At 43.7% G+C, this 21812-nt stretch carries 25 protein-coding genes; 2 read left to right on the top strand and 23 right to left on the bottom strand.

All coding sequences use genetic code 11. The features are described 5' to 3' along the window. Positions 1-8 precede the first annotated feature (8 nt). The 23 genes from EIZ39_RS07230 to folE all read right to left on the bottom strand — a co-directional run bounded on the left by EIZ39_RS07230 (position 9) and on the right by folE (position 19349). A complete protein-coding gene (locus EIZ39_RS07230; RefSeq protein ID WP_129198916.1) occupies positions 9-1103 on the bottom strand; it encodes a prephenate dehydrogenase in 1095 nt (364 codons plus the stop codon). After that, on the bottom strand, positions 1104-2183 hold the full coding sequence (hisC, locus tag EIZ39_RS07225; RefSeq protein WP_129198914.1) for a histidinol-phosphate transaminase: 1080 nt from the start codon (positions 2181-2183) through the stop codon (positions 1104-1106). 28 nt (positions 2184-2211) lie between these two features. Continuing rightward, on the bottom strand, positions 2212-3036 hold the full coding sequence (gene trpA, locus EIZ39_RS07220; RefSeq protein WP_129198912.1) for a tryptophan synthase subunit alpha: 825 nt from the start codon (positions 3034-3036) through the stop codon (positions 2212-2214). After that, entirely contained in the window at positions 3036-4229 is a 1194-nt protein-coding gene (trpB, locus tag EIZ39_RS07215) for a tryptophan synthase subunit beta (RefSeq protein WP_129198910.1), read from the bottom strand. Before trpB ends, trpA begins: the two co-directional genes overlap by 1 nt. Beyond that, positions 4213-4878, bottom strand: a complete 666-nt coding sequence (locus EIZ39_RS07210; protein ID WP_129198908.1) for a phosphoribosylanthranilate isomerase — start codon at positions 4876-4878, stop codon at positions 4213-4215. The genes trpB and EIZ39_RS07210 overlap by 17 nt, the downstream gene beginning before the upstream one ends. Further along, on the bottom strand, positions 4872-5651 hold the full coding sequence (trpC, locus tag EIZ39_RS07205; protein WP_129198906.1) for an indole-3-glycerol phosphate synthase TrpC: 780 nt from the start codon (positions 5649-5651) through the stop codon (positions 4872-4874). The genes EIZ39_RS07210 and trpC overlap by 7 nt, the downstream gene beginning before the upstream one ends. Next, positions 5641-6666 carry an anthranilate phosphoribosyltransferase gene (gene trpD, locus EIZ39_RS07200; protein WP_129198904.1) on the bottom strand — a complete coding sequence of 342 codons (1026 nt, stop codon included), beginning with the start codon at positions 6664-6666 and terminating at the stop codon, positions 5641-5643. The genes trpC and trpD overlap by 11 nt, the downstream gene beginning before the upstream one ends. Beyond that, a complete protein-coding gene (gene trpE / locus EIZ39_RS07195; protein WP_129198902.1) occupies positions 6644-8179 on the bottom strand; it encodes an anthranilate synthase component I in 1536 nt (511 codons plus the stop codon). Before trpE ends, trpD begins: the two co-directional genes overlap by 23 nt. Positions 8180-8444: 265 nt before the next feature. After that, positions 8445-8828, bottom strand: coding sequence for a chorismate mutase (gene aroH / locus EIZ39_RS07190; protein ID WP_129198900.1), 384 nt, complete (start codon positions 8826-8828; stop codon positions 8445-8447). Position 8829: 1 nt separating this feature from the next. After that, on the bottom strand, positions 8830-9933 hold the full coding sequence (gene aroB / locus EIZ39_RS07185) for a 3-dehydroquinate synthase (protein ID WP_129198898.1): 1104 nt from the start codon (positions 9931-9933) through the stop codon (positions 8830-8832). Positions 9934-9935: 2 nt separating this feature from the next. Beyond that, entirely contained in the window at positions 9936-11099 is a 1164-nt protein-coding gene (gene aroC / locus EIZ39_RS07180) for a chorismate synthase (RefSeq protein ID WP_129198896.1), read from the bottom strand. 485 nt (positions 11100-11584) lie between these two features. Then, the gene (locus EIZ39_RS26450) at positions 11585-11737 is read right to left on the bottom strand and encodes a hypothetical protein (protein ID WP_164984949.1); all 153 of its coding nucleotides are present in this window, start codon (positions 11735-11737) and stop codon (positions 11585-11587) included. A 79-nt stretch (positions 11738-11816) separates the two neighbouring features. Further along, positions 11817-12128 carry a hypothetical protein gene (locus tag EIZ39_RS07175; protein ID WP_129198895.1) on the bottom strand — a complete coding sequence of 104 codons (312 nt, stop codon included), beginning with the start codon at positions 12126-12128 and terminating at the stop codon, positions 11817-11819. A 15-nt stretch (positions 12129-12143) separates the two neighbouring features. Then, positions 12144-12923, bottom strand: coding sequence for a CheR family methyltransferase (locus tag EIZ39_RS07170; protein WP_129198893.1), 780 nt, complete (start codon positions 12921-12923; stop codon positions 12144-12146). A 166-nt stretch (positions 12924-13089) separates the two neighbouring features. Continuing rightward, entirely contained in the window at positions 13090-13533 is a 444-nt protein-coding gene (gene ndk / locus EIZ39_RS07165) for a nucleoside-diphosphate kinase (RefSeq protein WP_129199171.1), read from the bottom strand. A gap of 131 nt (positions 13534-13664) precedes the next feature. After that, positions 13665-14660 carry a polyprenyl synthetase family protein gene (locus EIZ39_RS07160; protein ID WP_129198891.1) on the bottom strand — a complete coding sequence of 332 codons (996 nt, stop codon included), beginning with the start codon at positions 14658-14660 and terminating at the stop codon, positions 13665-13667. A 9-nt stretch (positions 14661-14669) separates the two neighbouring features. Further along, entirely contained in the window at positions 14670-15512 is an 843-nt protein-coding gene (locus tag EIZ39_RS07155; RefSeq protein WP_129198889.1) for a menaquinone biosynthetic enzyme MqnA/MqnD family protein, read from the bottom strand. Next, a complete protein-coding gene (locus EIZ39_RS07150; RefSeq protein WP_129198887.1) occupies positions 15509-16108 on the bottom strand; it encodes a UbiX family flavin prenyltransferase in 600 nt (199 codons plus the stop codon). The genes EIZ39_RS07155 and EIZ39_RS07150 overlap by 4 nt, the downstream gene beginning before the upstream one ends. Next, the gene (locus EIZ39_RS07145) at positions 16105-16968 is read right to left on the bottom strand and encodes a UbiA-like polyprenyltransferase (protein ID WP_129198885.1); all 864 of its coding nucleotides are present in this window, start codon (positions 16966-16968) and stop codon (positions 16105-16107) included. Before EIZ39_RS07145 ends, EIZ39_RS07150 begins: the two co-directional genes overlap by 4 nt. Positions 16969-17011: 43 nt before the next feature. After that, positions 17012-17788: a heptaprenyl diphosphate synthase component 1 gene (locus tag EIZ39_RS07140; protein ID WP_129198884.1), complete on the bottom strand. Its 777-nt coding sequence runs from the start codon at positions 17786-17788 to the stop codon at positions 17012-17014. A 99-nt stretch (positions 17789-17887) separates the two neighbouring features. Beyond that, a complete protein-coding gene (locus EIZ39_RS07135; RefSeq protein WP_129198882.1) occupies positions 17888-18403 on the bottom strand; it encodes a hypothetical protein in 516 nt (171 codons plus the stop codon). Between the two features lie 116 nt (positions 18404-18519). Beyond that, complete coding sequence (mtrB, locus tag EIZ39_RS07130) at positions 18520-18744, bottom strand: trp RNA-binding attenuation protein MtrB (protein ID WP_129198880.1); 225 nt, start codon at positions 18742-18744, stop codon at positions 18520-18522. A 41-nt stretch (positions 18745-18785) separates the two neighbouring features. Continuing rightward, positions 18786-19349 (bottom strand): GTP cyclohydrolase I FolE, encoded by a 564-nt coding sequence (gene folE / locus EIZ39_RS07125; protein WP_129198878.1) that lies wholly within the window; start codon positions 19347-19349, stop codon positions 18786-18788. A gap of 309 nt (positions 19350-19658) precedes the next feature. Between folE and EIZ39_RS07120 the strand changes: the two genes are divergently transcribed. Further along, the gene (locus EIZ39_RS07120; RefSeq protein WP_129198876.1) at positions 19659-20600 is read left to right on the top strand and encodes a COX15/CtaA family protein; all 942 of its coding nucleotides are present in this window, start codon (positions 19659-19661) and stop codon (positions 20598-20600) included. Next, positions 20593-21762: an MFS transporter gene (locus EIZ39_RS07115; protein WP_129198874.1), complete on the top strand. Its 1170-nt coding sequence runs from the start codon at positions 20593-20595 to the stop codon at positions 21760-21762. The genes EIZ39_RS07120 and EIZ39_RS07115 overlap by 8 nt, the downstream gene beginning before the upstream one ends. Positions 21763-21812: the final 50 nt, after the last annotated feature.

The following is a 21812-nucleotide window of genomic DNA, read 5'->3' as shown; positions in this document are numbered from 1 at the left end:
CTTCCCCCCTATTCTCGAGAATACACCCGATAGCCTTCCTGCATTAGTACTTCTCGTGCTTTTTCCAGATCATCCTCATCACGGAAGGTAATGAGAAGGACCCCCATAATATCTTCCCTAATTTCTAGAATTCGGATGTTGGTAATACTAATTTGTTTCAAGCCAAGTAAGGTGGTGATCTTCCCAATTACACCTGGATGATCGGGAACATCTACATAAAGATCATAAAGAGGAGCAATCGCACCCTTTTTCCGTTCAGGCATTTGATTACGGAAATCGCGCGCATCTCGGAAAAAACCTTCAATGGCTTGTCCATCGCTTTCCTTTACGTAACCGATAATCTCATCGAGCACTGTTTTCCAATCCTCGGCAAGAGACAGCATCACCTTACGATTATGAAGAAGGATATCTCGCCACATGTGCGGATTGCTTGAAGCGATTCTCGTAATATCACGAAATCCGCCAGCTGCTAGTCGGTTATACCACGGAGTATCCTCGCTGTATCGCTCCACCTGATTTACCAATGCAGCCGCAATAATATGAGGGAAGTGGCTGATCGCTCCGACGATTTTGTCATGCTCCTCTGGATCTAGCACAACAATGTTCGCTTTGGTTGCTGCGAGCAACTCCTTAAGAGCAGAGACGGCCTCTTCTGGAACGGATGCATCAGGAGTAAGCACATAATAAGCATTCTCAAACAGTCGGTCATGTGCAGCCTCCACACCGGACTTATGAGAGCCTGCCATGGGATGCCCCCCGATGAAATGAACCTTTCTTTGCTGGAAATCGCGCGTCCATTCTACAATGGAAGACTTGGTACTCCCTGTATCTGTGATAATGGCTCCTTCCTTCAACGGAGTATAGCGAAGAAAAGAAATCAGCTCAAACAGCTTACCTACCGGTGAACAAAGAAAAATAACATCAGCTTCTTGAACCGCTTCGGCCAGATACTGTGTCCCCTTATGGATAACGCCTAATTCAAGGGCCTTTTGCAAATTCTCCTCATCTACATCAAAACCAATAATTTCAATATTCTTATTTTTTAAAGAAAGGGCAAGGGACCCACCTATGAGTCCCACTCCCAATACCGCTATTTTTTTCACTTATAACACCTCACGGAGTGCAGCAAGGAATCCACTATTCTGCTCTTCATTTCCTACGGTTACGCGGATCCAAGTCGGGAAGCCTAAAGCTCGTCCGGAGCGAATAATATATCCTTTTTGAAGTAAAGCTTGAAATACATCGTTGCCATCTTTCTTCGTATCCACCAACACAAAGTTACCTTGAGAAGGATAATAGGAAAGTCCCATCTCATCAAATGCTGCATATAACTGCTTACGTCCGCTATCGTTCAAAGAACGGCAGGACTGCACAAACTCTTGGTCTTTCATGGCGGCAATCGCAGCTACCTGGGCAATGCTGCTAGTATTGAATGGTTCACGGACACGGTTCAACTTGTCCACGATATCTGGAGAGGCTACACCGTAACCGATTCGCAGTCCAGCTAAGCCATAAATCTTAGAAAACGTACGAAGAATAAGTACATTCGAATATTGAGGTAGCAGCTTCAGCGATTCAGGATACGATGCATCGGTGACATATTCATAATAAGCTTCATCTAATACCACTAATACGGACTTCGGCACCTGGTCGAGGAAAGTCTTAATCTCTTCTTCACTATTCATAGTGCCCGATGGATTGTTCGGGTTACATACCCATACGACACGTGTCTGCTCGTTAATGTTGGCCAATAAGCCCTTCAAATCATGCACTCCGTCTACAAGAGGCACTTCGATGACTTCCGCTCCCTCCACAGTTGCTGTTGTCTTATACACAGGGAATGTCGGTGTGGCCATCACAGTATTGGCACCAGGCTCCAGGTAAGCTCTAGAAGTCAGCATGACTAATTCATCTGAACCATTACCAAAAACCAATTGGGAACCGTCTACCTCTAAGAAAGCTGCCAGCTCTTCTCTTAACGCCATGCTTCCTCCATCAGGATAGATTGCCAATTGATCAAGCACAGGAACGATGGCCTCTTTCACCTTCGGTGAGCAGCCAAATGGATTTTCATTGGAAGCGAGCTTAACAATCTGCTCTAGACCAAGCTCCCTCTTCACTTCATCTATGGGCTTCCCTGGCTGGTATACAGGTAAATCAACGATTTGCTTCTTTGGGATCATGTCTCTCACTCCTAGAGTAAATTTTTTTCTATCTTACTCCAGATTTTAGATTTTGTACAAACATTTTTATCATTTCCAATCCTTTTTCTTTCGTATTCGTATTGATAAGTTGCTCCCCGGCTTCTTCGATGACTTGCACGAGAGCACTTCCCACAATGAGCCCGTCACAGTGAGGAGCGAGCTGCCCCATCTGTTCTGGCCGTGAGATTCCGAACCCAACAGCGACAGGTACACGCGAATGCTTCCGCACCTCTTGCAGGAAAGAAGTAACACCCTCCCCTAATTCACTCCTTGCCCCTGTGACACCAAGAGAGGAAACACAATAAAGGAATCCATCGGCTTGTTCTGCAATCTTCTGAATCCGCTTCTGAGAGGTCGGAGCTACAAGGGATATCAAAGGTAAGCCGGCCTTTTGCGAAAGCTCTTTTACCTGACCGCTTTCTTCTACAGGAAGATCTGGAATCAGAATTCCATCTAGACCATAAACCTTCATTTCTTCAAATAACCGTTCCACCCCATATTGCATGACAGGATTGAAATACGTAAACAAGATCACGGGGATCGTAAGCCCCTTTTCACGCATAGCTCCAACCATATGCACACAGTCTCGTATGGAGATCTGATGTCGAAGAGCGCGTGCTGAGGCTCGTTGAATGGTAGGACCATCGGCTAGCGGGTCCGAATAAGGAACACCTAACTCCAGAATATCCGCCCCCGCAGCTTCAAGGGCGATCGCAATCTCTATCGTCGTCTCAGGTGCAGGGTCTCCTGCGGTGATGAAAGGTATGAACAGTGGATCTTTTCGGTCAGCAAACTTTTGCTCAATAGCGTTTTTTCCGATCACATGGTTCATTATGCTTCCCCCTTAAGATGATGCTGTATCGCTTCTACGTCCTTATCCCCACGACCTGATAAACAAACAACCAATAGATGGTCTGGTGAAAGGCCAGGGGCTAGCTTCATCGCTTCTGCGATGGCATGAGAGCTCTCTAGTGCGGGAATAATGCCTTCTGTCTTACAAAGGACTTGAAGGGCCTCTAGCGCTTCCTTATCTGTGATAGGATGGTAGGTGGCACGACCCATTTCTTTTAGATAAGCATGCTCTGGTCCTACTCCTGGATAATCCAATCCTGCCGAAATGGAGTGAGGCTCTAGAATTTGTCCCCATTCATCTTGAAGGAGATAAGTGAGGGATCCATGGATTACTCCCTTTGTCCCCTTCGCAAAGGTGGCGGCATGTTTATCTGTCTCCACTCCGTAACCCGCTGCTTCTACCCCGATTAATCTTACGTTCTGATCTTGAACAAAGGGATAGAATATCCCCATTGCATTGCTTCCACCTCCGACACAAGCCACGACAGTATCTGGCAGACGGCCTTCGAGTTCAAGAATTTGTTCTTTTGTTTCATCTCCTATAATTCTTTGAAAATCTCGAACCATCATCGGATAAGGATGCGGCCCAACGACGGAACCTAATAAGTAAAACGTGTCCTCCACATTCGCAACCCAATAGCGAATCGCTTCATTAGTGGCATCTTTTAACGTCCTGGTGCCCGAACTGACCGGAATCACTTCGGCTCCTAGCAATTGCATCCGGAAGACATTCAGCTGTTGTCTGCGAATATCTTCTTCTCCCATGAATACCTTGCACTGTAAACCGAGCTTAGCGGCTACCGTCGCCGAGGCTACACCATGTTGTCCGGCTCCCGTTTCAGCTACGATTTTCTTTTTTCCCATCCGTTTGGCCAACAGTCCTTGTGCAAGCGCATTATTGAGCTTGTGAGCACCCGTGTGGTTTAAATCCTCTCTTTTCAGATAGATTTTTGCCCCGCCTAAGTATTCCGTCAACCTGTCTGCATAGTAGAGCGGGGTCGCTCTGCCCGCATAGTAGGTATAATGCTTATTTAATTCCTCTTGAAAACCAGGATCCTTCTTTGCTTCCTCATAGGCATTCTCTAATTCTTCTAGCGCGTTCATTAGCGTTTCGGGTACGTACTTCCCACCAAACTCGCCAAAACGACCCAACTCGTTAGGCACGACCACCATATTCTTTCACCCTTTCTACCAATTGCAGCATTTTTACAAGAGCTTTTTTTCCCTCAGTTTCTATTCCACTGGCCACATCCACTCCGCCCAGCGGCCAATCGCTGATTAGTTGCCCTACGTTTTCTGGCGTAATTCCCCCGGCTACTAGCAATTTTACGTGATGATCCACGCACCATTGCTGATAGGCGGGTATGACCTCCCAACGGAAGGTCTTTCCCGTCCCTCCGGCCATTTTTTTATCAAAAGTATCTAGCAGCAGAAAATCAATGTAATCGCCGTATTCCCCGAGCGGAAGGGGCATCGATTCAGTGGAATCAATATGGACAACTTTAATGATTTCCACACCGAATTCTCCTTTGATCTCCTTGCACAGAGATGGAGTCTCCTGACCATGTAGCTGAACGACGTCTAGCTTGGCTATGGACATCACGTCTCTTATTTCAGTCAAACTAGGATTCACAAATACTCCAACCTTCTTTTTCCCAGCAGGCACCGCCTCAACTAGGGTTGGAAGCTTCTCCAATGGAACTCTCCTCTTGCTTGGAGCAAGTATGAAGCCAACGAAGTCAATATCTACCGACTCTAGTTTGACTATATCCTCCACATCCTGAAATCCACAGCACTTGATGAGAGGTCTAGTGATTAACATCCAACCAGCTCCTCCACCGCTAAGCGGATGTTCTGTTGACGCATAAAGTGCTCTCCTACTAGAACAGCCCTTACGCCTAAACCTTCAAGGTAGCGGATATCATCACTAGAATGAATCCCGCTTTCACTTACAACAGGCAAGCCTGTAGGCACATATTTCAACAACTCTTCGGTTGTAGACAGGGAAGTTTCAAAAGTTTTAAGATTTCTATTGTTAATGCCAATAATACCTGGATGCGTACTAGTTAAGACGAGTTCGAGTTCTTCCCGATTATGCACTTCAATTAATACATCCAAATCAAGATCTTTTGCTAGGGTAGATAATTCAGCCAACTGCTGAGAAGTTAGAATAGCTGCGATGAGTAGAATGCAGTCCGCTCCCATTAATCTAGCTTCATACACCTGCAACGGATCAACGAGAAAATCCTTGCGGATAATGGGAACCTGACACTGCTGACTAATTTGCTCTAAGTATTCCTTACTGCCCTGGAAAAATGGTACATCTGTCAGTACAGACATGGCGTCGACTTGAGCTTCTTCATAAGCTTGTGCAATGAAGAGGGGATCAAAATCCTCCCGAATCAATCCCTTAGAAGGTGATGCCTTTTTCACCTCCGCAATGACACTTACAGGCCGATGGCTGTGAATCAACCTGTCAATGAAAGGACGAGTGGGGGATAAATCCATCACCAATCGCTCTGCCTGCTTTAAGTCCAGTTGCTGTTTTAGAAGTTCAATTTCTCTATGTTTTTGTTCCACTATTTTATGAAGCACGAGACAACCCCCTTGTCACCTGAACTAATTGGTTTAGCTTCTCAAGTGCTAATCCTTGGTCAATTATTTCTGCTGCAAGCTTTACTCCCTCTTGTATAGAAGAAGCTTGTTCTGATAAATACAAGGAAGCTGCACTGTTGGCCAATACAATATCCCGATCAGCACCCTGTTCTCCTGAAAAAACACGATGAATAATGGAGGCATTCTCTACTGCTTTTCCTCCCGATACTTCAGATATCGCATAACTTCTTAAGCCTAGATCCTCCGGACGTATATGGTAGGAATGAATATCCCCATTCTTCAATTCAACGACTTTCGTTGCCGCTGAGACACTAATCTCATCCAAACCATCTTCCCCTGCTACGATTAAACATCTTACCAAGCCAAGCTCTCGCAAAACATGAGCGACCTTCTCAGCTAGCCGACCGTCATATACGCCTATAAGCTGGCGATCCGCCTGTGCTGGATTCGTTAAGGGACCAAGCAAGTTAAAGACAGTCCGAAATCCAATTTCTTTACGAGTAGCCACTGCATGCTTCATCGCTTGGTGGTAGAAGGGAGCAAACATAAAGCATAGATTCGTTCTCTCTAGACACCGCTTTGCTTCGTCTTCACTCAACTGAATGGATACACCTAACTTCTCGAGCACATCTGCACTTCCACTCTTGCTGGATACGGCACGATTCCCATGCTTCGCAACTCTCGCTCCGCCGGCTGCAGCCACAAACGCGGAGGCAGTTGATATATTAAAGGTCTTGCCTCCGTCTCCTCCTGTTCCGCATGTATCAATGAGATTATCCGATGGCACTTCCACTTTTAATGCTTTCTCTCTCATGGTTAAGGCAAACCCCGTAATCTCCTCTACCGTCTCTCCCTTTATTTTTAGCGCCGTAAGAAAGCTTGCCAACTGGGAAGGGGGAACTTCACCTGACATAATGAGACCCATGGCCTCTCTCGACTCTTCTCGACTCAAATGTTTCATTTCGACTACCTTATTGAGCAGTTGTTGAAACATACTCTTCATCCTCCTCTAATCTCTGAATCTGTTTTGCCATTTGGATCGCACGAATAAGTGCTTTTGCCTTATTTTCTGTTTCTTCAAACTCCTTGACAGGCACAGAGTCCGCCACAATCCCTGCTCCTGCTTGAATATAGGCTCTCCCATCCTTAAAGACGATCGTTCGAATGGTAATACAAGAATCCATATTGCCCGAAAAGCTAAAATATCCGATGGCCCCGGCATAGGCATTGCGTGCTTCGTTCTCTAATTCCGCAATGATCTCCATCGCTCGAAGCTTCGGTGCACCGGAAACCGTACCTGCTGGGAAACAAGATACCAAGGCATCGAAAGCATCCTTCTCCTTCTGCAGTCTGCCCGTTACGTGAGAGACAATATGCATCACATGGGAGTACATCTCAATTTCCATCAATTGTTCAACCTTTACAGTTCCATAGGCTGAGACCCGACCAATATCATTTCGACCTAGATCAACAAGCATATGGTGCTCTGCCCGCTCCTTCTCATCGGCTAGGAGATCCGCTTTTAACTGTTCATCTTCCTTCGAATCTCTTCCTCTCTGGCGCGTGCCGGCTATCGGACGATTCTCTACCTTTCCCTCCTCTACACGAACCAATAGTTCTGGGGACGTACCAACGAGAATCTCTTCTTCGCTAAATTGGAGGAAATACATATAAGGCGAAGGGTTCAAAGAACGCAGCACCCTGTAAACATGGAACGGATCTGGAACATCCTCAATCATAAACCGCTGAGATAGTACTACTTGGAAAATATCACCTGAAGCAATGTATTCTTTCGCTCTCTTGACTCTTTGAATAAATTCTTCCTGCGTTACATTCGATTGAACCTCAATCGGATCGTACTGGGTGGGAAGAACATAAAGATCTCTCGAAGTCATCTCCGTGCTGCGCGTTCTGCGAGCTAATGCTTTTATTCGTTCGCAACAGGCTTTATATTTCCTTTCGATATCCAGAGGCTTATCTTCGGGACCGACCTGTATATGACCAATGACTTGGATCTCCTGCTTCAGATGGTCAAATACAATAACTTCATCAGCAAACATAAACTTCACATCATCCATCTTGAGGTCGTCTGATGCCGCTTCAGGAAGATCCTCGTAGTAACGGAGGATATCGTATCCGAAGTATCCTACTGCTCCGCCAGAAAAGCGAGGGAAATCCAATTCATCCGGGCTGCGAAGATTCTGTAATTCTTGTCGCAATCGTTCAATCGGGTGCTCTGCCGTATAAAGAGGGGGACGATCACGATATTGTACTCTTACTTCCCCATTTTTCGCTTCTAGTCTGAGTAACGGATTCAATCCGATAAAGGAGTATCTGGCCCAGCGGGTTCCACCCTCTACACTCTCTAAGAGAAACGAACCATTGCATCTTAGTCTTTGAAAGATACTGATCGGCGTTTCTTGATCAGCCATAAATGTCATACGAATAGGTATCAATTGATATTCGGCAGCTAGTTCTAGCGCCTTTTCTATTGGGGGATAATACATGGTGGTTCCACCTCTCCTTTTTATTTGAAAAAAGAAAGAAGCGGAGATGAGGAGAGCATCAATAAAGCACGTGGCCTTAATGATCCTATTAAAAATAAAATAAGCCCAGGGAAACCCTGGGCTGAATGTACATAGATAAATAGACGAAGGCCTTATTAACCCTTCCCTATGTCACTCTCTGCTCTGCTTCCTCAACTCTGACTCTCTTCTCACACTCAACTAGACTCTCAACTAAAACTTACGTCTAAGTTTATTACATCCTCTACTAAGATGTCAACGCATTTTTCTGGGCCAAGTCCGGGCGTAACTTTACTGCATCCCTTAAAAATACGTGCTTCACCTCATCCGGATTCAAATCCGTGTTAACAAGCATCATAATCCGGATACACTTCGGTAAACTCTCAGGAACAGGAATTTCCGTAGAACACATGAGAGGGACTAATTCCCATCCTGGTATCTTACGTATCGCCTTTGCAGGGAAGTCAGCTGCAATATCCGTCGTTACAGTAATAAATACAGCCGCAACATGCTCAGGCAAAAAGACGTTCTGATTAATCAGTTCCTCCATGAGCTCCTGTGTTGCTTCTAGTATCTCTATCGACGTATCTTCTTTAATAGTAGTGGCTCCACGTATTCCCCTAACCCCCATATCATTCCACCTCTTTTACTAGTTTTAAAACTTGAATCACTTCATCCTCCGGTACGTCACGAACAATCTCTACTGCTCCAATGCTCTTAGGAAGCACAAATACAAGCTTTCCACCACTCCCCTTTTTATCAAGGCGCATGGCTTCTAACAAGGCATCCGGTTGAAATTGGGCAGGGATCTGCACAGGAAGTTGGAACTTCTTAAGCAGCTCGATAGTACGAGAGGACACATTTTGGTTCGGATCACAAATGCCGATTCGTTCTGCAAGCACGGCGGCGGCAACCATACCGATGGCTACCGCTTCACCATGAATTAAGCCGCCATAATGAGATAAAGACTCCATAGCATGCCCAAATGTATGTCCTAAATTTAATATCGCTCTTTTTCCTTGTTCCGTTTCGTCTTCGGAGACGACTTGAGACTTAATCAGACAGCCCTGATAGATCGCTTCATCAATATATGGAGATTGAAGAGCCAGAAGATTTTCTGCATGTTGTTCTAGCCAATCAGTAAAAGATTCACTCCAAATTAATCCATGCTTAATGACTTCAGCAAAGCCAGCGTAGATTTCCCTTGGAGGTAATGTCTTCAACGTTTCTGTATCATAAAGAACGAGACTTGGCTGATGGAATGCACCAATGATATTCTTACCCATTGGGTGATTGACAGCCACCTTACCTCCGACACTGCTATCATGAGCCAATAGCGTAGTCGGGATTTGAACGAACGGTACCCCTCGCATATAGGTCGCAGCACAAAAACCCGTTAAATCACCTACAACCCCACCACCTAGAGCAATGAACACAGACTTTCGATCTAATCCAGCTTTAAGCGCACTTCCCGTTACCTCTTCCAAGACGCTTAAAGTTTTCGCCTGTTCTCCAGCTGAGATCACATGGAAGGCATGCTCATAGCCAGCCAACGTCAGTATGGACTGAACCCGTTCTAAATACAGGGGAGCTACTTGATGATCGGTTACAATTAATAATCGATTTTTCGAAGTAATGCCCCGATCCGCTAGTTCTTGAGGAAGCTGTCCCAGGATATCTTTTCCGATGACAATGGGGTAGCTCCTTTCCCCTAAATCCACGGTTAATCTTTTCATTGTTAGATCGTCTCCAAGTACTGTTTGAATTGTTCCACACTAGCCTTCATTTGCTGAAGGTTATCGCTGTGGAATGTTTCACACATCGCTTTCGCAATTTCAATAGAGACCACCGCTTCAGCAACAACAGAAGCGGCTGGTACAGCACAATTGTCAGATCGTTCAATTGTCGCAGCGAATGGCTCCTTCGTCTCCATATCGACGCTCATAAGAGGTTTGTACAACGTAGGGATAGGCTTCATCACCCCACGAACAACAACCGGCATTCCCGTCGTCATTCCGCCTTCTAGACCACCCGCACGGTTGGTGCTACGAGTAAACCCTTGCTCCTCTGTCCAAATAATTTCATCATGCACCTGAGATCCAGGACGAGAGGCGGCTTCAAAACCAACTCCAATCTCTACTCCCTTAAAAGCTTGAATACTCATAATGGCCTGAGCCAATCTTCCATCTAATTTCCGATCCCACTGAACATGGCTTCCTAGTCCAATTGGCACACCTTCTACAATGACTTCAACGATACCACCTAAGGAGTCCCCATCTTGCTTTGCTTTATCAATAAGATCCATCATCTTTTGTCCAGCTTCTGGATCTAAGCAACGGACAGGTGATTCCTCTGTAATTCGGATTAACTCCTCAAGGGACACTTCCACATCACTTGCTTCAACTGAACCAATTCGCTTCACATGTCCGCCAACTTTAATGTCGAACTGTTCTAATAATTGTCTAGCTACAGAACCTACAGCCACTCTAACCGCTGTTTCTCTCGCACTAGAACGTTCTAAGATGTTACGCATATCTTTTTGGTTATATTTTAATGCACCATTCAGATCGGCATGTCCTGGTCTAGGGCGAGTCACCTGTCTCTTGACTTCCTCATCCCCTTCAATTGGATCCGGCCCCATGATGTGCTCCCAGTGAGTCCAATCCTTATTCTCAACAACTAAACAGATTGGTGCACCTGTGGTTAGTCCGTGACGTACGCCCGCCACAATGCGAACCTGATCCTTCTCAATTTGCATTCTGCGACCTCGACCATGTCCTTTCTGGCGACGCTGCAATTCTTCGTTAATTTTCTCAGCAGATATAGGAACGTTACTTGGTATCCCTTCAATAATAGCTGTCAGCTGAGGACCGTGCGATTCTCCTGCTGTTAAATATCTCATCTGAACCCCTCCACCCTTTAGCACTTTTAAGTGTCATATTGTTTTATGTGCTATTATATAATAGCCTTGCCAAAAATGGTAGTAAAACAAGAAAATTTGAATAATGATATCTATTTTGGGGACTTTAGGGGACCGTTCGTAGGAGAGTTATAGCCGAGGGTAGGAGCTTAAACGGAGAAATTCCGCCTATTTTTCAATAATAGGATTTTTGAGCAAATATAACGGAAGAACTTTCGCTTATCCACCCAAACTCCGAGCAAAATCAAACGTTTGGCGCTAATAACGGAACTTACTCCGCTTATTTCCGACCTTTTTCATCCGAATCTCGCAATAACGGAAAAAACTCCGGTTACTCCCCTGCACAGGACCTCTCGTCAGCCTAGCAGCAGACCCGGGTATATACAAAAAAACTTGGCTGACGCGCCTCTATTGAAGCGTCACTCAAGTTTTTCTCATACCATTACAAAACATCCCTACTAAGACACTTAGGCCCGTTCCACAGGAATTGTAGGGTAATCCAGCATACAACTCTCTATCATATCCGTAAGTTGCCTAAGATCAAAGCCTAGAATCTGCGCACACTCTTCCATCGTGAGTAGCCCGCGATAATAGGCATCGATCACCTTAATCTTATTCATTCTTCTTGCCTCCTACTAGTAAAGTACTCTCCCTATTCTGAAGCAAGGAATGGAAATATATACATGCAGGATAGATAAACTAATAATTTTTTCTTTCCTGGACGGTTGGGATCTTCCGAACCACTCTCTTATTATAATGATAGAAGCTCTCCCCACAAAGTATGGCACAAGCCGTACCGATGAGAACTTGGGCTAACATAGAATCTGGCAAGTAATAGAGAGCAGCCGATAGACCGATAAACTCTCCTAATATCACTCCAGCCAACATAAACATGTAGTAGCTAAAACTCTCCGCCTTGTTATTACCCATAATTCTAGACTCTAGTAAAAAGGCTAGTCCCCGTTTATAGAAGATATATGTACCTAATAATGCGAACAACAGATTAAACATAATTCCAAACCCCTTTTATAAAACTTTACGATAAAAGAAAGTATCCTCCGTCTCAAACCTATACTGCTGCGGCTGGAAAATCTGCTCTGTGCTCCCGACAAACAAAACACCGCCAGGACGTAACGCGTCACTAAACTCCTGATAGAGATGGTGCTTGGCTTCCTCTGTAAAATAAATCATCACATTACGGCATATAATTAAGTCATACCCGGAATCAAAAGGTTCTGCGAGCAGATTATGCTTCTTAAACTTAATCGTATTCTTAATATCATCACTAATTTGATAATGGTTACCTTCCTGCATAAAATGCCTCTTAAGCAAGTCCTTCGGACACTCCTGTAGAGAACGATCGCTATAGACACCAACCTTCGCTCTAGCAATAGCCCCGTCATCAATGTCAGTAGCTAAAATGTTAATATCTCTAAGCGGCATATATTGGGATAAAATCAAAGATAAAGTATAGGGCTCTTCACCTGTCGAGCAAGCGGCACTCCAACACTTCAATCTAGGTTTCTCCTTAAGCAAGCGAGGAAGAATCTTCTTATTAAGTACATCCCAGCGTCCCGAATTGCGAAAAAACTCGGATACGTTAATCGTCATTCGATCCAAGAATTCATAATAAAGTTCTTTATCTCGATTCATTGCTTCAAAATAAGAGGTAAACTCCGAATACCCTCTTTTCTGTCGTAATGATGTTAATCTGCGCTTCATCTGGGCTTCTTTATACAGTGCCAAGTCAATACCTGTCTTCCGCTTAACATTGGCGATAAACTGTAAAAAATCTCGATCTTCCATCAATCCTCTTCACCTTGCTTGTCTCTGTCATTTACCTTATATATTCGTCCTCCTGATCACAAATTCCTTCTTATCCTAAAAAATTGACAAGAGGAGTGACAAAAAAAAGGCTGCACCCAAAAGTCGTTTTACTTCGTCTTTTGGGACAGCCTTTTTCATCAGTAAATTAAACCCACTTATTTACCGTTTTTTCGTAAGAAGCTAATTCTTCTTCTTTGAACCAAAGGTTGATTTCGCGTTGTGCACTTTCAGCGGAATCAGAACCGTGAATGATATTCATACCAACACTTACACCAAAATCTCCACGGATCGTTCCAGGTGCAGCGTCAGCTGGGTTCGTTTTACCCATCATGTTACGAGCTGTCGCGATAACATTGTCACCTTCCCAAACCATAGCGAAAACTGGGCTGGAAGTAATGAAACCAACTAGTTCCCCGAAGAAAGGACGCTCTTTGTGTTCACCGTAATGCTCTTCAGCCAAACCTTGTCCAACGCTCATCAATTTAGCGCCAACTAGTTTGAAACCTTTCTTTTCAAAACGAGTTGCAATTTCTCCGATAAGATTGCGTTGTACCCCATCAGGCTTAACCATAATAAAAGTTCTTTCCAATGCCATAACTAATTCCTCTTTCCCTTTTATGTATTTGGTCTCTAGAGCCAAATCTAATTAATTTGGATAAAGACCCAAAAATCAATCTCACGAATGTGATTTTACCAAATGTTACACTCCAAATGCAAATACTAAAACTGTCTTCTGCCAATGAAATGAGCAATTTCACGAAGTGAGCTTCTTGGTTGACCCTCTGGGAGCTCTTCTAACCACTCAAGAGCTCGTTCAATATAACGTTCAGCCAAGGATTGCGCATAACTTAGCCCTTTACTGCCACGTATAATTTGAATAGCGTCCTGGGCCCGGTTGTCTGGAAGGTGAATCCGCGTGTTGCCATCTGCATCCACTACATTCTCCATCATTTCTTTTAGTGGCATAGCTGTATCCTCATGTTGCAGACAATACAAAGCGGGAAGTGTAATATTCCCCTGACGCAGATCACTACCAGCCGGTTTCCCTAAAGTTTTCTCATCGCCAGTGAAATCCAGGATATCATCCGTAATCTGAAAAGCCATTCCCACATTATAACCATAATTATACAGTGCCCGTATGTACTTTTCCGGAGCTCCAGCTGCGATAGCTCCTAGCTGACAACTGATGGCTATAAGTAAGGCTGTCTTTCTCCTAATGCGCTTGAGATAATTCCGGAGACTTTGGTCCCAGCGATGGAAATCACGAATCTGTTCAATTTCTCCTAGCGTCATTAACATAATGGAACGCGATAGGACCTGATGTACCCTTGGAATAGGGAGAGAGGTAATGGTGAGCAACGCCTCAGCTAATATATAATCACCTGTATACATAGCTAAGCGATTGTCCCACTTCGATTTAACCGTTTGCTGACCTCTTCTTGTCTCCGCATCATCAATTACGTCATCATGAACCAGAGTAGCCATATGTATCAATTCTAAAGCGACAGCAACATGCTTTAATTGCTCACGGTCGTATTGACCAAACTTTCCACCCAATAACACAAAAACAGGACGAATGCGTTTTCCTCCTGCCTTGAGTAAATGACTGGACGTTTTATAGAGCACGACATCCTTGGTAGAAATAGACCGTGCCAGCTCTTTTTCTATATATTGCATGTCATTTTTCATTTGGAAGAAAATGTCAGCTAATTTCATACGTTCACCTTAAGTTATTTTCGCACCTGCATCCCATATTTTCACTTCAATGGGTCGAGACAACAAACCTAGCTCAGCTGCACAACGAAAATAATATTCCAGCCCTCTCTTCTGATCTGATTGGAAGTCATAACATAACCCCGAAAAGTATGCTTTCCAGAACTCGTAAGTCCCACCGAATTCTTCCTTAGCGTGTAGAATGATATGATCCAATTGTTCCAACCCTTGTTGCTTCGACCGTAAGAACTCATGATGAATTTCCCTCAGCAAGTCTGGTTGATGTTCAATTACTTGGTTTCTCACAGTCCATAAAGCAAAGGTCATCCACATCCCTGTATGTTTATACCACAATTCTCCCAAATCGTAAACATAATAGCCAGGATTATTCCATTTTGCCAGGAGTGCGTCGTCACCGATAAGCAATGCTGCATCACTGTCCTTCATCATGCTAAGCAAATTTGGCTTCACAGTTTGATACTTCGGATGACTCCCATGAAACTTCTCCATTATGATCTTTAATAAATTCACTGACGTGGCGGAAGAGTTTGTCAAGGCAATACAAGGTTCCCTTAATTCTTCTAACGGTCTCTTACTAAACATGAATATTGAACCTACAGCACCTAAGGCACTGACTGAAAGATCTCCAAGCACCTGATAGGATGCCGCATTCTCAGCATACGCGAAGGACGATACGGGTCCCAAATCAATATCCCCAGCTGCAAGTTGACGATTTAGCTCCGCAGGTACCCTTTCAGTAAAAGAGGCCCGACCTGTAAATCTCGCATCGCGAAAAAAATGAAAAACAGGAAGTACATTAGAGTAAGAAATCTTTCCGATCTGTATCCGACTCATCCTTGTTCCCCCCATCTACGGAATAGGGAGTGCGGAACTTGAAGGCTATCTAATGCTTTACCAACTACAAAATGAACAAGATCCTCCATGGTCTCAGGCTTCTGGTAAAATCCAGGCATCGCAGGCACAATTCGAGCTCCATACTGAGAAAGTTTGAGAAGATTCTCTAAGTGAATGGTGTTGAAAGGCGTCTCCCGCGGTACCAAAACTAGTCTCCGACCTTCCTTTAGCATGACATCAGCGGTTCGTTCTAAGAGGTTGCCTGACGCACCATGTGCGATTCCACTTACTGTTCCCATGGAGCAAGGCACAATAATCATCGCATCACTCTGGTAAGATCCACTTGCAATCGGTGCCGTGAAGTCTCTTAGATGGTGATAGTGAAGCTCCCCCACTCCCTCCTGCATGATGTAAGTGGCTAACACTTGATCGCGATCCTGTATATCAAAACCAAGCTCTTCTCGAAAAACTTGCCATCCTGCTTCTGTAATTACCAAGTGTACCTTATGATCCAATTTTAGCAGTTCTTGTGTCAGACGGACTCCATAAATTGCCCCGCTAGCTCCTGTTATCCCTACAACGAAAATTTTTCTCATTTAACCACCAAATCTAAAATAGTAAAAACAAATACGACGACACTTAAAATACCATTCATTGTAAAAAACGCTGTGTTTAACTTTGATAAATCATTTGGTGATACTAATCGATGTTCATAGATGAGTATACCTGCAGCAACAAGGATACCAATTGCGAACCAAATGCTAAGATCTGTTAAGAAGAATAATGCAATAAAACCTAAAACCGTAATGACATGAAACCATCTTGCCAAATTCAACGCGCTAGCAAGGCCAAAACGGCTAGGAATGGAGAACAACCCATTCCGTTTATCAAATTCGATATCTTGACAAGCATAGATAACATCAAATCCTGCTGTCCATAAAGCTACAGTGACAAAGAGTAGTAACCCAATAGCATCTACCCGTCCCGTAGTAGCCACCCATCCTCCTAAAGGAGCAAGACCGATGGCCACCCCGAGAACCAGATGACAAGCCCATGTAAACCGCTTAGTATAGGAATATAATACAAGAACAAAAACAGCAAGCGGCAGCAATTGTACAGCTAACATATTTAACTGAAAAGCAGCAAAAAATAGCAACGCAAAGGAACCAATGATAAAGACATACACTTCCTTAGCAGAGAGCAATCCTGCCGGAATAGCCCGTGTTACTGTACGAGGATTCTTGGCATCAATGACACGATCAATGACCCGATTTAAGGCCATCGCAGCGCTGCGAGCACCAACCATAGCCAATGTGATCCAAAATATTTGCGGCCAAGTCGGCCACACCCCATTAACCACGATGCTACCTAATATAGCCCCCATATAAGCAAATGGTAAGGCAAAAATAGTATGCTCAAATTTGATCATTTCTAGGATAATTTTCAACTTATTCATGCTTTATCTCCTCTTAATTTCTCTAGAGACTTATAGCCTATTTCTAGGTTATGGAATGGCTAAATACTCCTTGTTTCTGGTAAGCCTCGATGAGGTGATGAATCTCCTGCTTTACTTCCTCGTTTCGAAGGCCTCCCAGTTTCCCTTTTAATTCCTGAATGGATTGTTCGATTCTTGATTGAAATAGTGGATAAAAATCATTCTCAGATTTTTCACCTATAGCTTGTCCCAAACGATAATCCATCAGCCCTTCTGCATATCGTTCGATAAGACAAAACTGTTCAATGATCGAATGCCAAATCAATCCTAATTCAGACGCGAACCGCGGGATGAAACTTGTATATAAGGCTGAGTCAATCTCATTTCTCATATCAAGACTTTCTTCTTTAGACCAACCTGTCCCCGTATATAGCATGGTCTTGACCTCATTAATTCGATAAATCGATCTTGCAAGTTCCCTGATCAAAGCGACGTCCCCAATATTGGACAGTAGGAAGTAGTATTTACTACTGAAAAGATCACCTGCTAAAACAGATAACTGTCGGTTCCGAATTCCACCTTCGCTATATTGTGGCACAAGAGTCACTTTCTCATGACAGTCTAAACCCAGCTGAATTAACGTAGTGGAGACCAAGTAATGTTTGATTTGTTCACGTGCAACATTGGAATCATGCAGAAACAAAAAAAGGACCTGCATCCGCAGTAAGGGGATGGAGGGGATCTCTACATAACGCTGAACGTAGTCGCATTTTATATGTTTGTTTACTTCTTCTATTATCTCCGCGAGTTCTTCCCGGAATAATGGATTCGTTAGTATCATAGCCTTTTCCCCCAAAATGACAATGCCTAAAGTATAACATAGAGCTAATCGTAATGACACTAACGTTATTATATCTTTAACCAGATAAAAGTTTAAGAATCATTTTTGAAAATTGGCCTTCCAAAGTACACCATAAGATAAAGTCGTGTAATCATGTAAAAAAGACTTTTTATCTGTTGTCGATTCCAACGCCTTGAGCAAGGCATCGCTTTTCTCAGCTGAAACAGCTATAAGCACCTCTTCTTTCCCTTTTTCCTGATAAAGAACACGAACATACAATCCCTCTACATTGCTTGTATATAAATACGTCGATCTAATCGTTGTAAACAAGTCAGTATATATATCCTCTACATAGATAGGCTTTTCCATCGTAACAGTAAAATCAATAAACAAATTTCGATTTTCCCACTTAACATGGGTAACCGGCAACCCTGTATCAAACATACTAAGGACATCTACTAAGTTTTCTTCTTGTAGCGCCATGGGTCTCGCCGCCTTAAACACGGGGGCTAAGCCTGCGGACTGCTCATATTGATTCATCGGCAGCGTGGACAACAAGAAGGCAAGCATTGTAGAAAGGATTATGGCAAAGAACAAATTACGTGCTAACGGCATGGAAAACACCCCTCTCTACTCCATTGTACGAGGAGAATGGGGGATCTATGATCAACTTTCTAACAAGAGAAAAGAAAAGCAGGCATGAAGCGCCTGCTGTTTAATCTTATTTAAAACTATAACTCTTCGCCTGTATCAATGGTCCCATATTTTGTATGAATAATGGCTTTACCACGAATCTTAACGGCTGAAGTATGATCAGTAAACTGAGCGATCATAACTTCTCCCTTGTCTAATTTCTCGGAATGATGGAAACGAGTGGTCTCTCCTCTTGTCAACCCAATAACGTTGACTCCGTTCTCTTTAGCTTTAATAATGAAATAATCATTCGGCTCACTCACTAGGAATTCCTCCTTATGTACTCACAGATCAGCACCTTAACTTAATTCTTGATAAGACTAAAGACTTCAGCACGGGCAGCCACGTCATCTTCAAAGCAACCTCTTACAGCAGAGGTCACCGTCTTCGAGCCTGGTTTCTTAACTCCTCGCATCGTCATACACATATGTTCAGCTTCTACCACCACAACTACACCATGCGGTCTTAATGTTTCCATTATAGAGTTTGCTACAACCGATGTAATTCTTTCTTGTAATTGTGGCCTTTTCGCAACAGCTTCTACCGCTCGAGCCAGTTTACTTAATCCAACCACTCTTCCGCCCTGAGGGATATAGGCTACATGAGCTACTCCAAAAAATGGAACCAAATGGTGCTCGCAAGTGGAATAAAACGGAATATCCTTGACTAGGACAAGCTCTTCATGTTCTTCGCTGAAAATAACGGAAAAATACTCCTTAGGATCAATATGTAAACCTTGAAAGATCTCCTCGTACATCCGAGCTACCCTAGCTGGTGTATCAAGCAATCCTTCGCGATCAGCGTCCTCACCCACCGCTTCAAGTATCATTCTTACAGCTTGTTGAATCTTCTCTTGATCAACGTTCATTTACCGTTCGCCTCCTATTGGTTACTTTTGTCTATGACAAATTCCGACATATTTATTCTATCAGACTTGTCAAATCGTAACCAACTATACCCAAAACACATCCTCATCATAGCACCTGGCTATAAAAATTGCAAAATGCTTGTCTGTTCTCTAAAATACTATACTGGATACAAAAACTTATTAACAATAAGAGGTGCAACTGCTAAAATGAAAGATGGCGTTTTACATCGTAATATAGTGAAAACCTCATAGATGATTCGGTCTAAAAAACCGAAACTAGGCATCCTGCCAGAAAGAAGGTAAAGATATATGAATAAAGGATTGAAATGGATCTCTGTGCTTACCACCCTGGGTATGTTTTTAGTGCTGATTATGGGATCCCTCGTTACCAAAACCGGATCAGGACAGGGTTGCGGTAATACATGGCCTTTATGTCATGGTCAATTTGCGCCGTTGGACAGCCTTGAATCACTAATTGAATATAGTCACCGTGCAGTCTCAGGTGTATTAGGTATTATGGTAACCGTCCAATCTGTCTGGGCCTGGCGTAAACTAGGTCATATACGTGGAGTAAAAGCATTTGCCTTTGGCGGCTTTTTCTTTACTTTTGCCCAAGCCTTGCTTGGTGCAGCTGCAGTTGTATGGGGACAATCTTCCGCCGTTCTCGCTTTGCACTTCGGTTTATCTCTAACGGCCTTTGCCAGTGTTTTACTCTTAACCATTCTCGTGTTTGAAGGAAACTTGCTCAAACCACGTAAGCTAGCACCGATCTCTAAACGTTTACGCAATGGCATTTGGTGGCTCGCGATATACTGTTATGTTGTCGTCTATCTAGGAGCCTATATCCGTCATACTAAATCTGGACTTGCTTGCGTCACTTGGCCAACTTGTAACGGTGCCTGGATTCCGGACTTAACCATCGAACCGATTGCTATCCAATTTGTCCACCGTGTTGCAGCCTTTATTTTTCTTCTGCTAGTCATACGGCTAGCTTACGTTATTGCTAAACATTATCGTGAACGTAAAGATTTATATGTAGGTTCCATCCTGCTTGTAGTCTTAACTATTTCACAAGTGCTCAGCGGCGGTTATGTGGTATTGTCACAATTAGCTCTCGTTCCTGCGCTCATTCACAATACCATTATTGCCGCCCTCTTCGGTGTCATATGTTATCTATGCTTCCAATCGTTAAGTTTTCACTCATCCGTCAGCAACGATTCCAAGGACAAAAAGGGGGCTATACATGGATAAGCGGATGATCACCATTATGGTGATACTTATTACCATTTTTATAGGCTTTGGGATGATTATCCCTGTTCTTCCTAACATGGTGGAAGATGCCATGGCTGCTCCCTATCACCTTGGTCTTATGCTGTCTTTATATTCAGCTATGTCATTCTTTCTATCACCCGTTTGGGGGGGCTTATCCGACCGTGTCGGTCGCCGCCCCATTATTATGATTGGTGTTCTTGGCTTTAGTGTGAGCTTTTTCCTTTTCGGAATTTCAGAACAGAACCTCTGGATGATGTATGGTTCCCGTCTTTTAGGCGGTGCATTTTCTGGAGCAGCGACAGCCTGTTGTATCGCCTATATTGCAGACATTACAACCGATGACAATCGGACAAAGGGAATGGGACTTGCTGGAATGTCCATCGGACTGGGCTTTATCTTTGGACCAGCCTTTGGGGGGCTACTAAGTGTATTTGGTACATCGATTCCCTTCTTTGCGGCTTCATTACTTTCTTTCGGAACAGTCGTATTTGCTTGGTTTGTCTTAAAGGAATCGCATCAGCTGGACCAGACAGAAAGGACTCAAAAAAGAGAATCTAGATGGGCAGCTTTCGCTGGACCTTTAAAGCACTTGTATGTACTTTCTTTTTTGGTCTCCTTTACTCTAGCTGGATTAGAGAGTACACTGCAATATTTTCAAATGAGCAAGATCGGAGCGAGTTCCCTCGAGATGGGATTAATGTTTGCGATTAGCGGAGTAGCTGGCGCGGTCATTCAAGGATATGTCGTCCGTAAGAAGATTAAAAAAGGAAAGGAAAGCACAGCCATTCTCATTGGCTTGATCGTGTCAGGTATTGGTTTCCTTCTTATACTCCTTTCCATGGACTTCTGGACAGCGGCCTTGTACGTCACCATCTTTGGTATAGGGAATGCCTTAATTCGTCCTTGTGTGACGTCCCTTGTTACACAGAAGTCCACTGTTGGTCATGGAGTAGCCTCCGGTCTCATTTCCTCCATGGACTCTCTTGGACGTATTCTTGGACCTATCATAGGAACTTTACTTTATCACTTTAATATGAACCTTCCGTTTTTATTTGGCGGTGCTATTTTACTGTTGGCGGTCTCACTAGTTTACGCTTACCGAGCTGCGGACAAAAATTTTGTAGTATCAAAAGCGTCTTAAAGGACATCCTCTTTTCAATGAATGCAACAAAAAAGTCTACACCAAATCAA

Origin of the sequence: Ammoniphilus sp. CFH 90114, assembly GCF_004123195.1 — a bacterium.
Taxonomy (GTDB): domain Bacteria; phylum Bacillota; class Bacilli; order Aneurinibacillales; family RAOX-1; genus YIM-78166.
The sequence above is the reverse complement of the archived record's forward strand: the minus strand, read 5'-3'. Positions and strand labels throughout refer to the sequence as shown.

Coding starts and splice junctions, on each gene's coding strand:
- hisC (WP_129198914.1), bottom strand. CDS start 2,183: ATGATCCCAAAGAAGCAAATCGTTGATTTACCTGTATACCAGCCAGGG.
- trpA (WP_129198912.1), bottom strand. CDS start 3,036: ATGAACCATGTGATCGGAAAAAACGCTATTGAGCAAAAGTTTGCTGAC.
- trpB (WP_129198910.1), bottom strand. CDS start 4,229: ATGGTGGTCGTGCCTAACGAGTTGGGTCGTTTTGGCGAGTTTGGTGGG.
- EIZ39_RS07210 (WP_129198908.1), bottom strand. CDS start 4,878: ATGTTAATCACTAGACCTCTCATCAAGTGCTGTGGATTTCAGGATGTG.
- trpD (WP_129198904.1), bottom strand. CDS start 6,666: ATGTTTCAACAACTGCTCAATAAGGTAGTCGAAATGAAACATTTGAGT.
- trpE (WP_129198902.1), bottom strand. CDS start 8,179: ATGTATTATCCCCCAATAGAAAAGGCGCTAGAACTAGCTGCCGAATAT.
- aroH (WP_129198900.1), bottom strand. CDS start 8,828: ATGGGGGTTAGGGGAATACGTGGAGCCACTACTATTAAAGAAGATACG.
- aroB (WP_129198898.1), bottom strand. CDS start 9,933: ATGAAAAGATTAACCGTGGATTTAGGGGAAAGGAGCTACCCCATTGTC.
- aroC (WP_129198896.1), bottom strand. CDS start 11,099: ATGAGATATTTAACAGCAGGAGAATCGCACGGTCCTCAGCTGACAGCT.
- EIZ39_RS26450 (WP_164984949.1), bottom strand. CDS start 11,737: ATGAATAAGATTAAGGTGATCGATGCCTATTATCGCGGGCTACTCACG.
- EIZ39_RS07175 (WP_129198895.1), bottom strand. CDS start 12,128: ATGTTTAATCTGTTGTTCGCATTATTAGGTACATATATCTTCTATAAA.
- EIZ39_RS07170 (WP_129198893.1), bottom strand. CDS start 12,923: ATGGAAGATCGAGATTTTTTACAGTTTATCGCCAATGTTAAGCGGAAG.
- EIZ39_RS07160 (WP_129198891.1), bottom strand. CDS start 14,660: ATGAAATTAGCTGACATTTTCTTCCAAATGAAAAATGACATGCAATAT.
- EIZ39_RS07155 (WP_129198889.1), bottom strand. CDS start 15,512: ATGAGTCGGATACAGATCGGAAAGATTTCTTACTCTAATGTACTTCCT.
- EIZ39_RS07150 (WP_129198887.1), bottom strand. CDS start 16,108: ATGAGAAAAATTTTCGTTGTAGGGATAACAGGAGCTAGCGGGGCAATT.
- EIZ39_RS07145 (WP_129198885.1), bottom strand. CDS start 16,968: ATGAATAAGTTGAAAATTATCCTAGAAATGATCAAATTTGAGCATACT.
- EIZ39_RS07140 (WP_129198884.1), bottom strand. CDS start 17,788: ATGATACTAACGAATCCATTATTCCGGGAAGAACTCGCGGAGATAATA.
- EIZ39_RS07135 (WP_129198882.1), bottom strand. CDS start 18,403: ATGCCGTTAGCACGTAATTTGTTCTTTGCCATAATCCTTTCTACAATG.
- folE (WP_129198878.1), bottom strand. CDS start 19,349: ATGAACGTTGATCAAGAGAAGATTCAACAAGCTGTAAGAATGATACTT.
- EIZ39_RS07120 (WP_129198876.1), top strand. CDS start 19,659: ATGAATAAAGGATTGAAATGGATCTCTGTGCTTACCACCCTGGGTATG.
- EIZ39_RS07115 (WP_129198874.1), top strand. CDS start 20,593: ATGGATAAGCGGATGATCACCATTATGGTGATACTTATTACCATTTTT.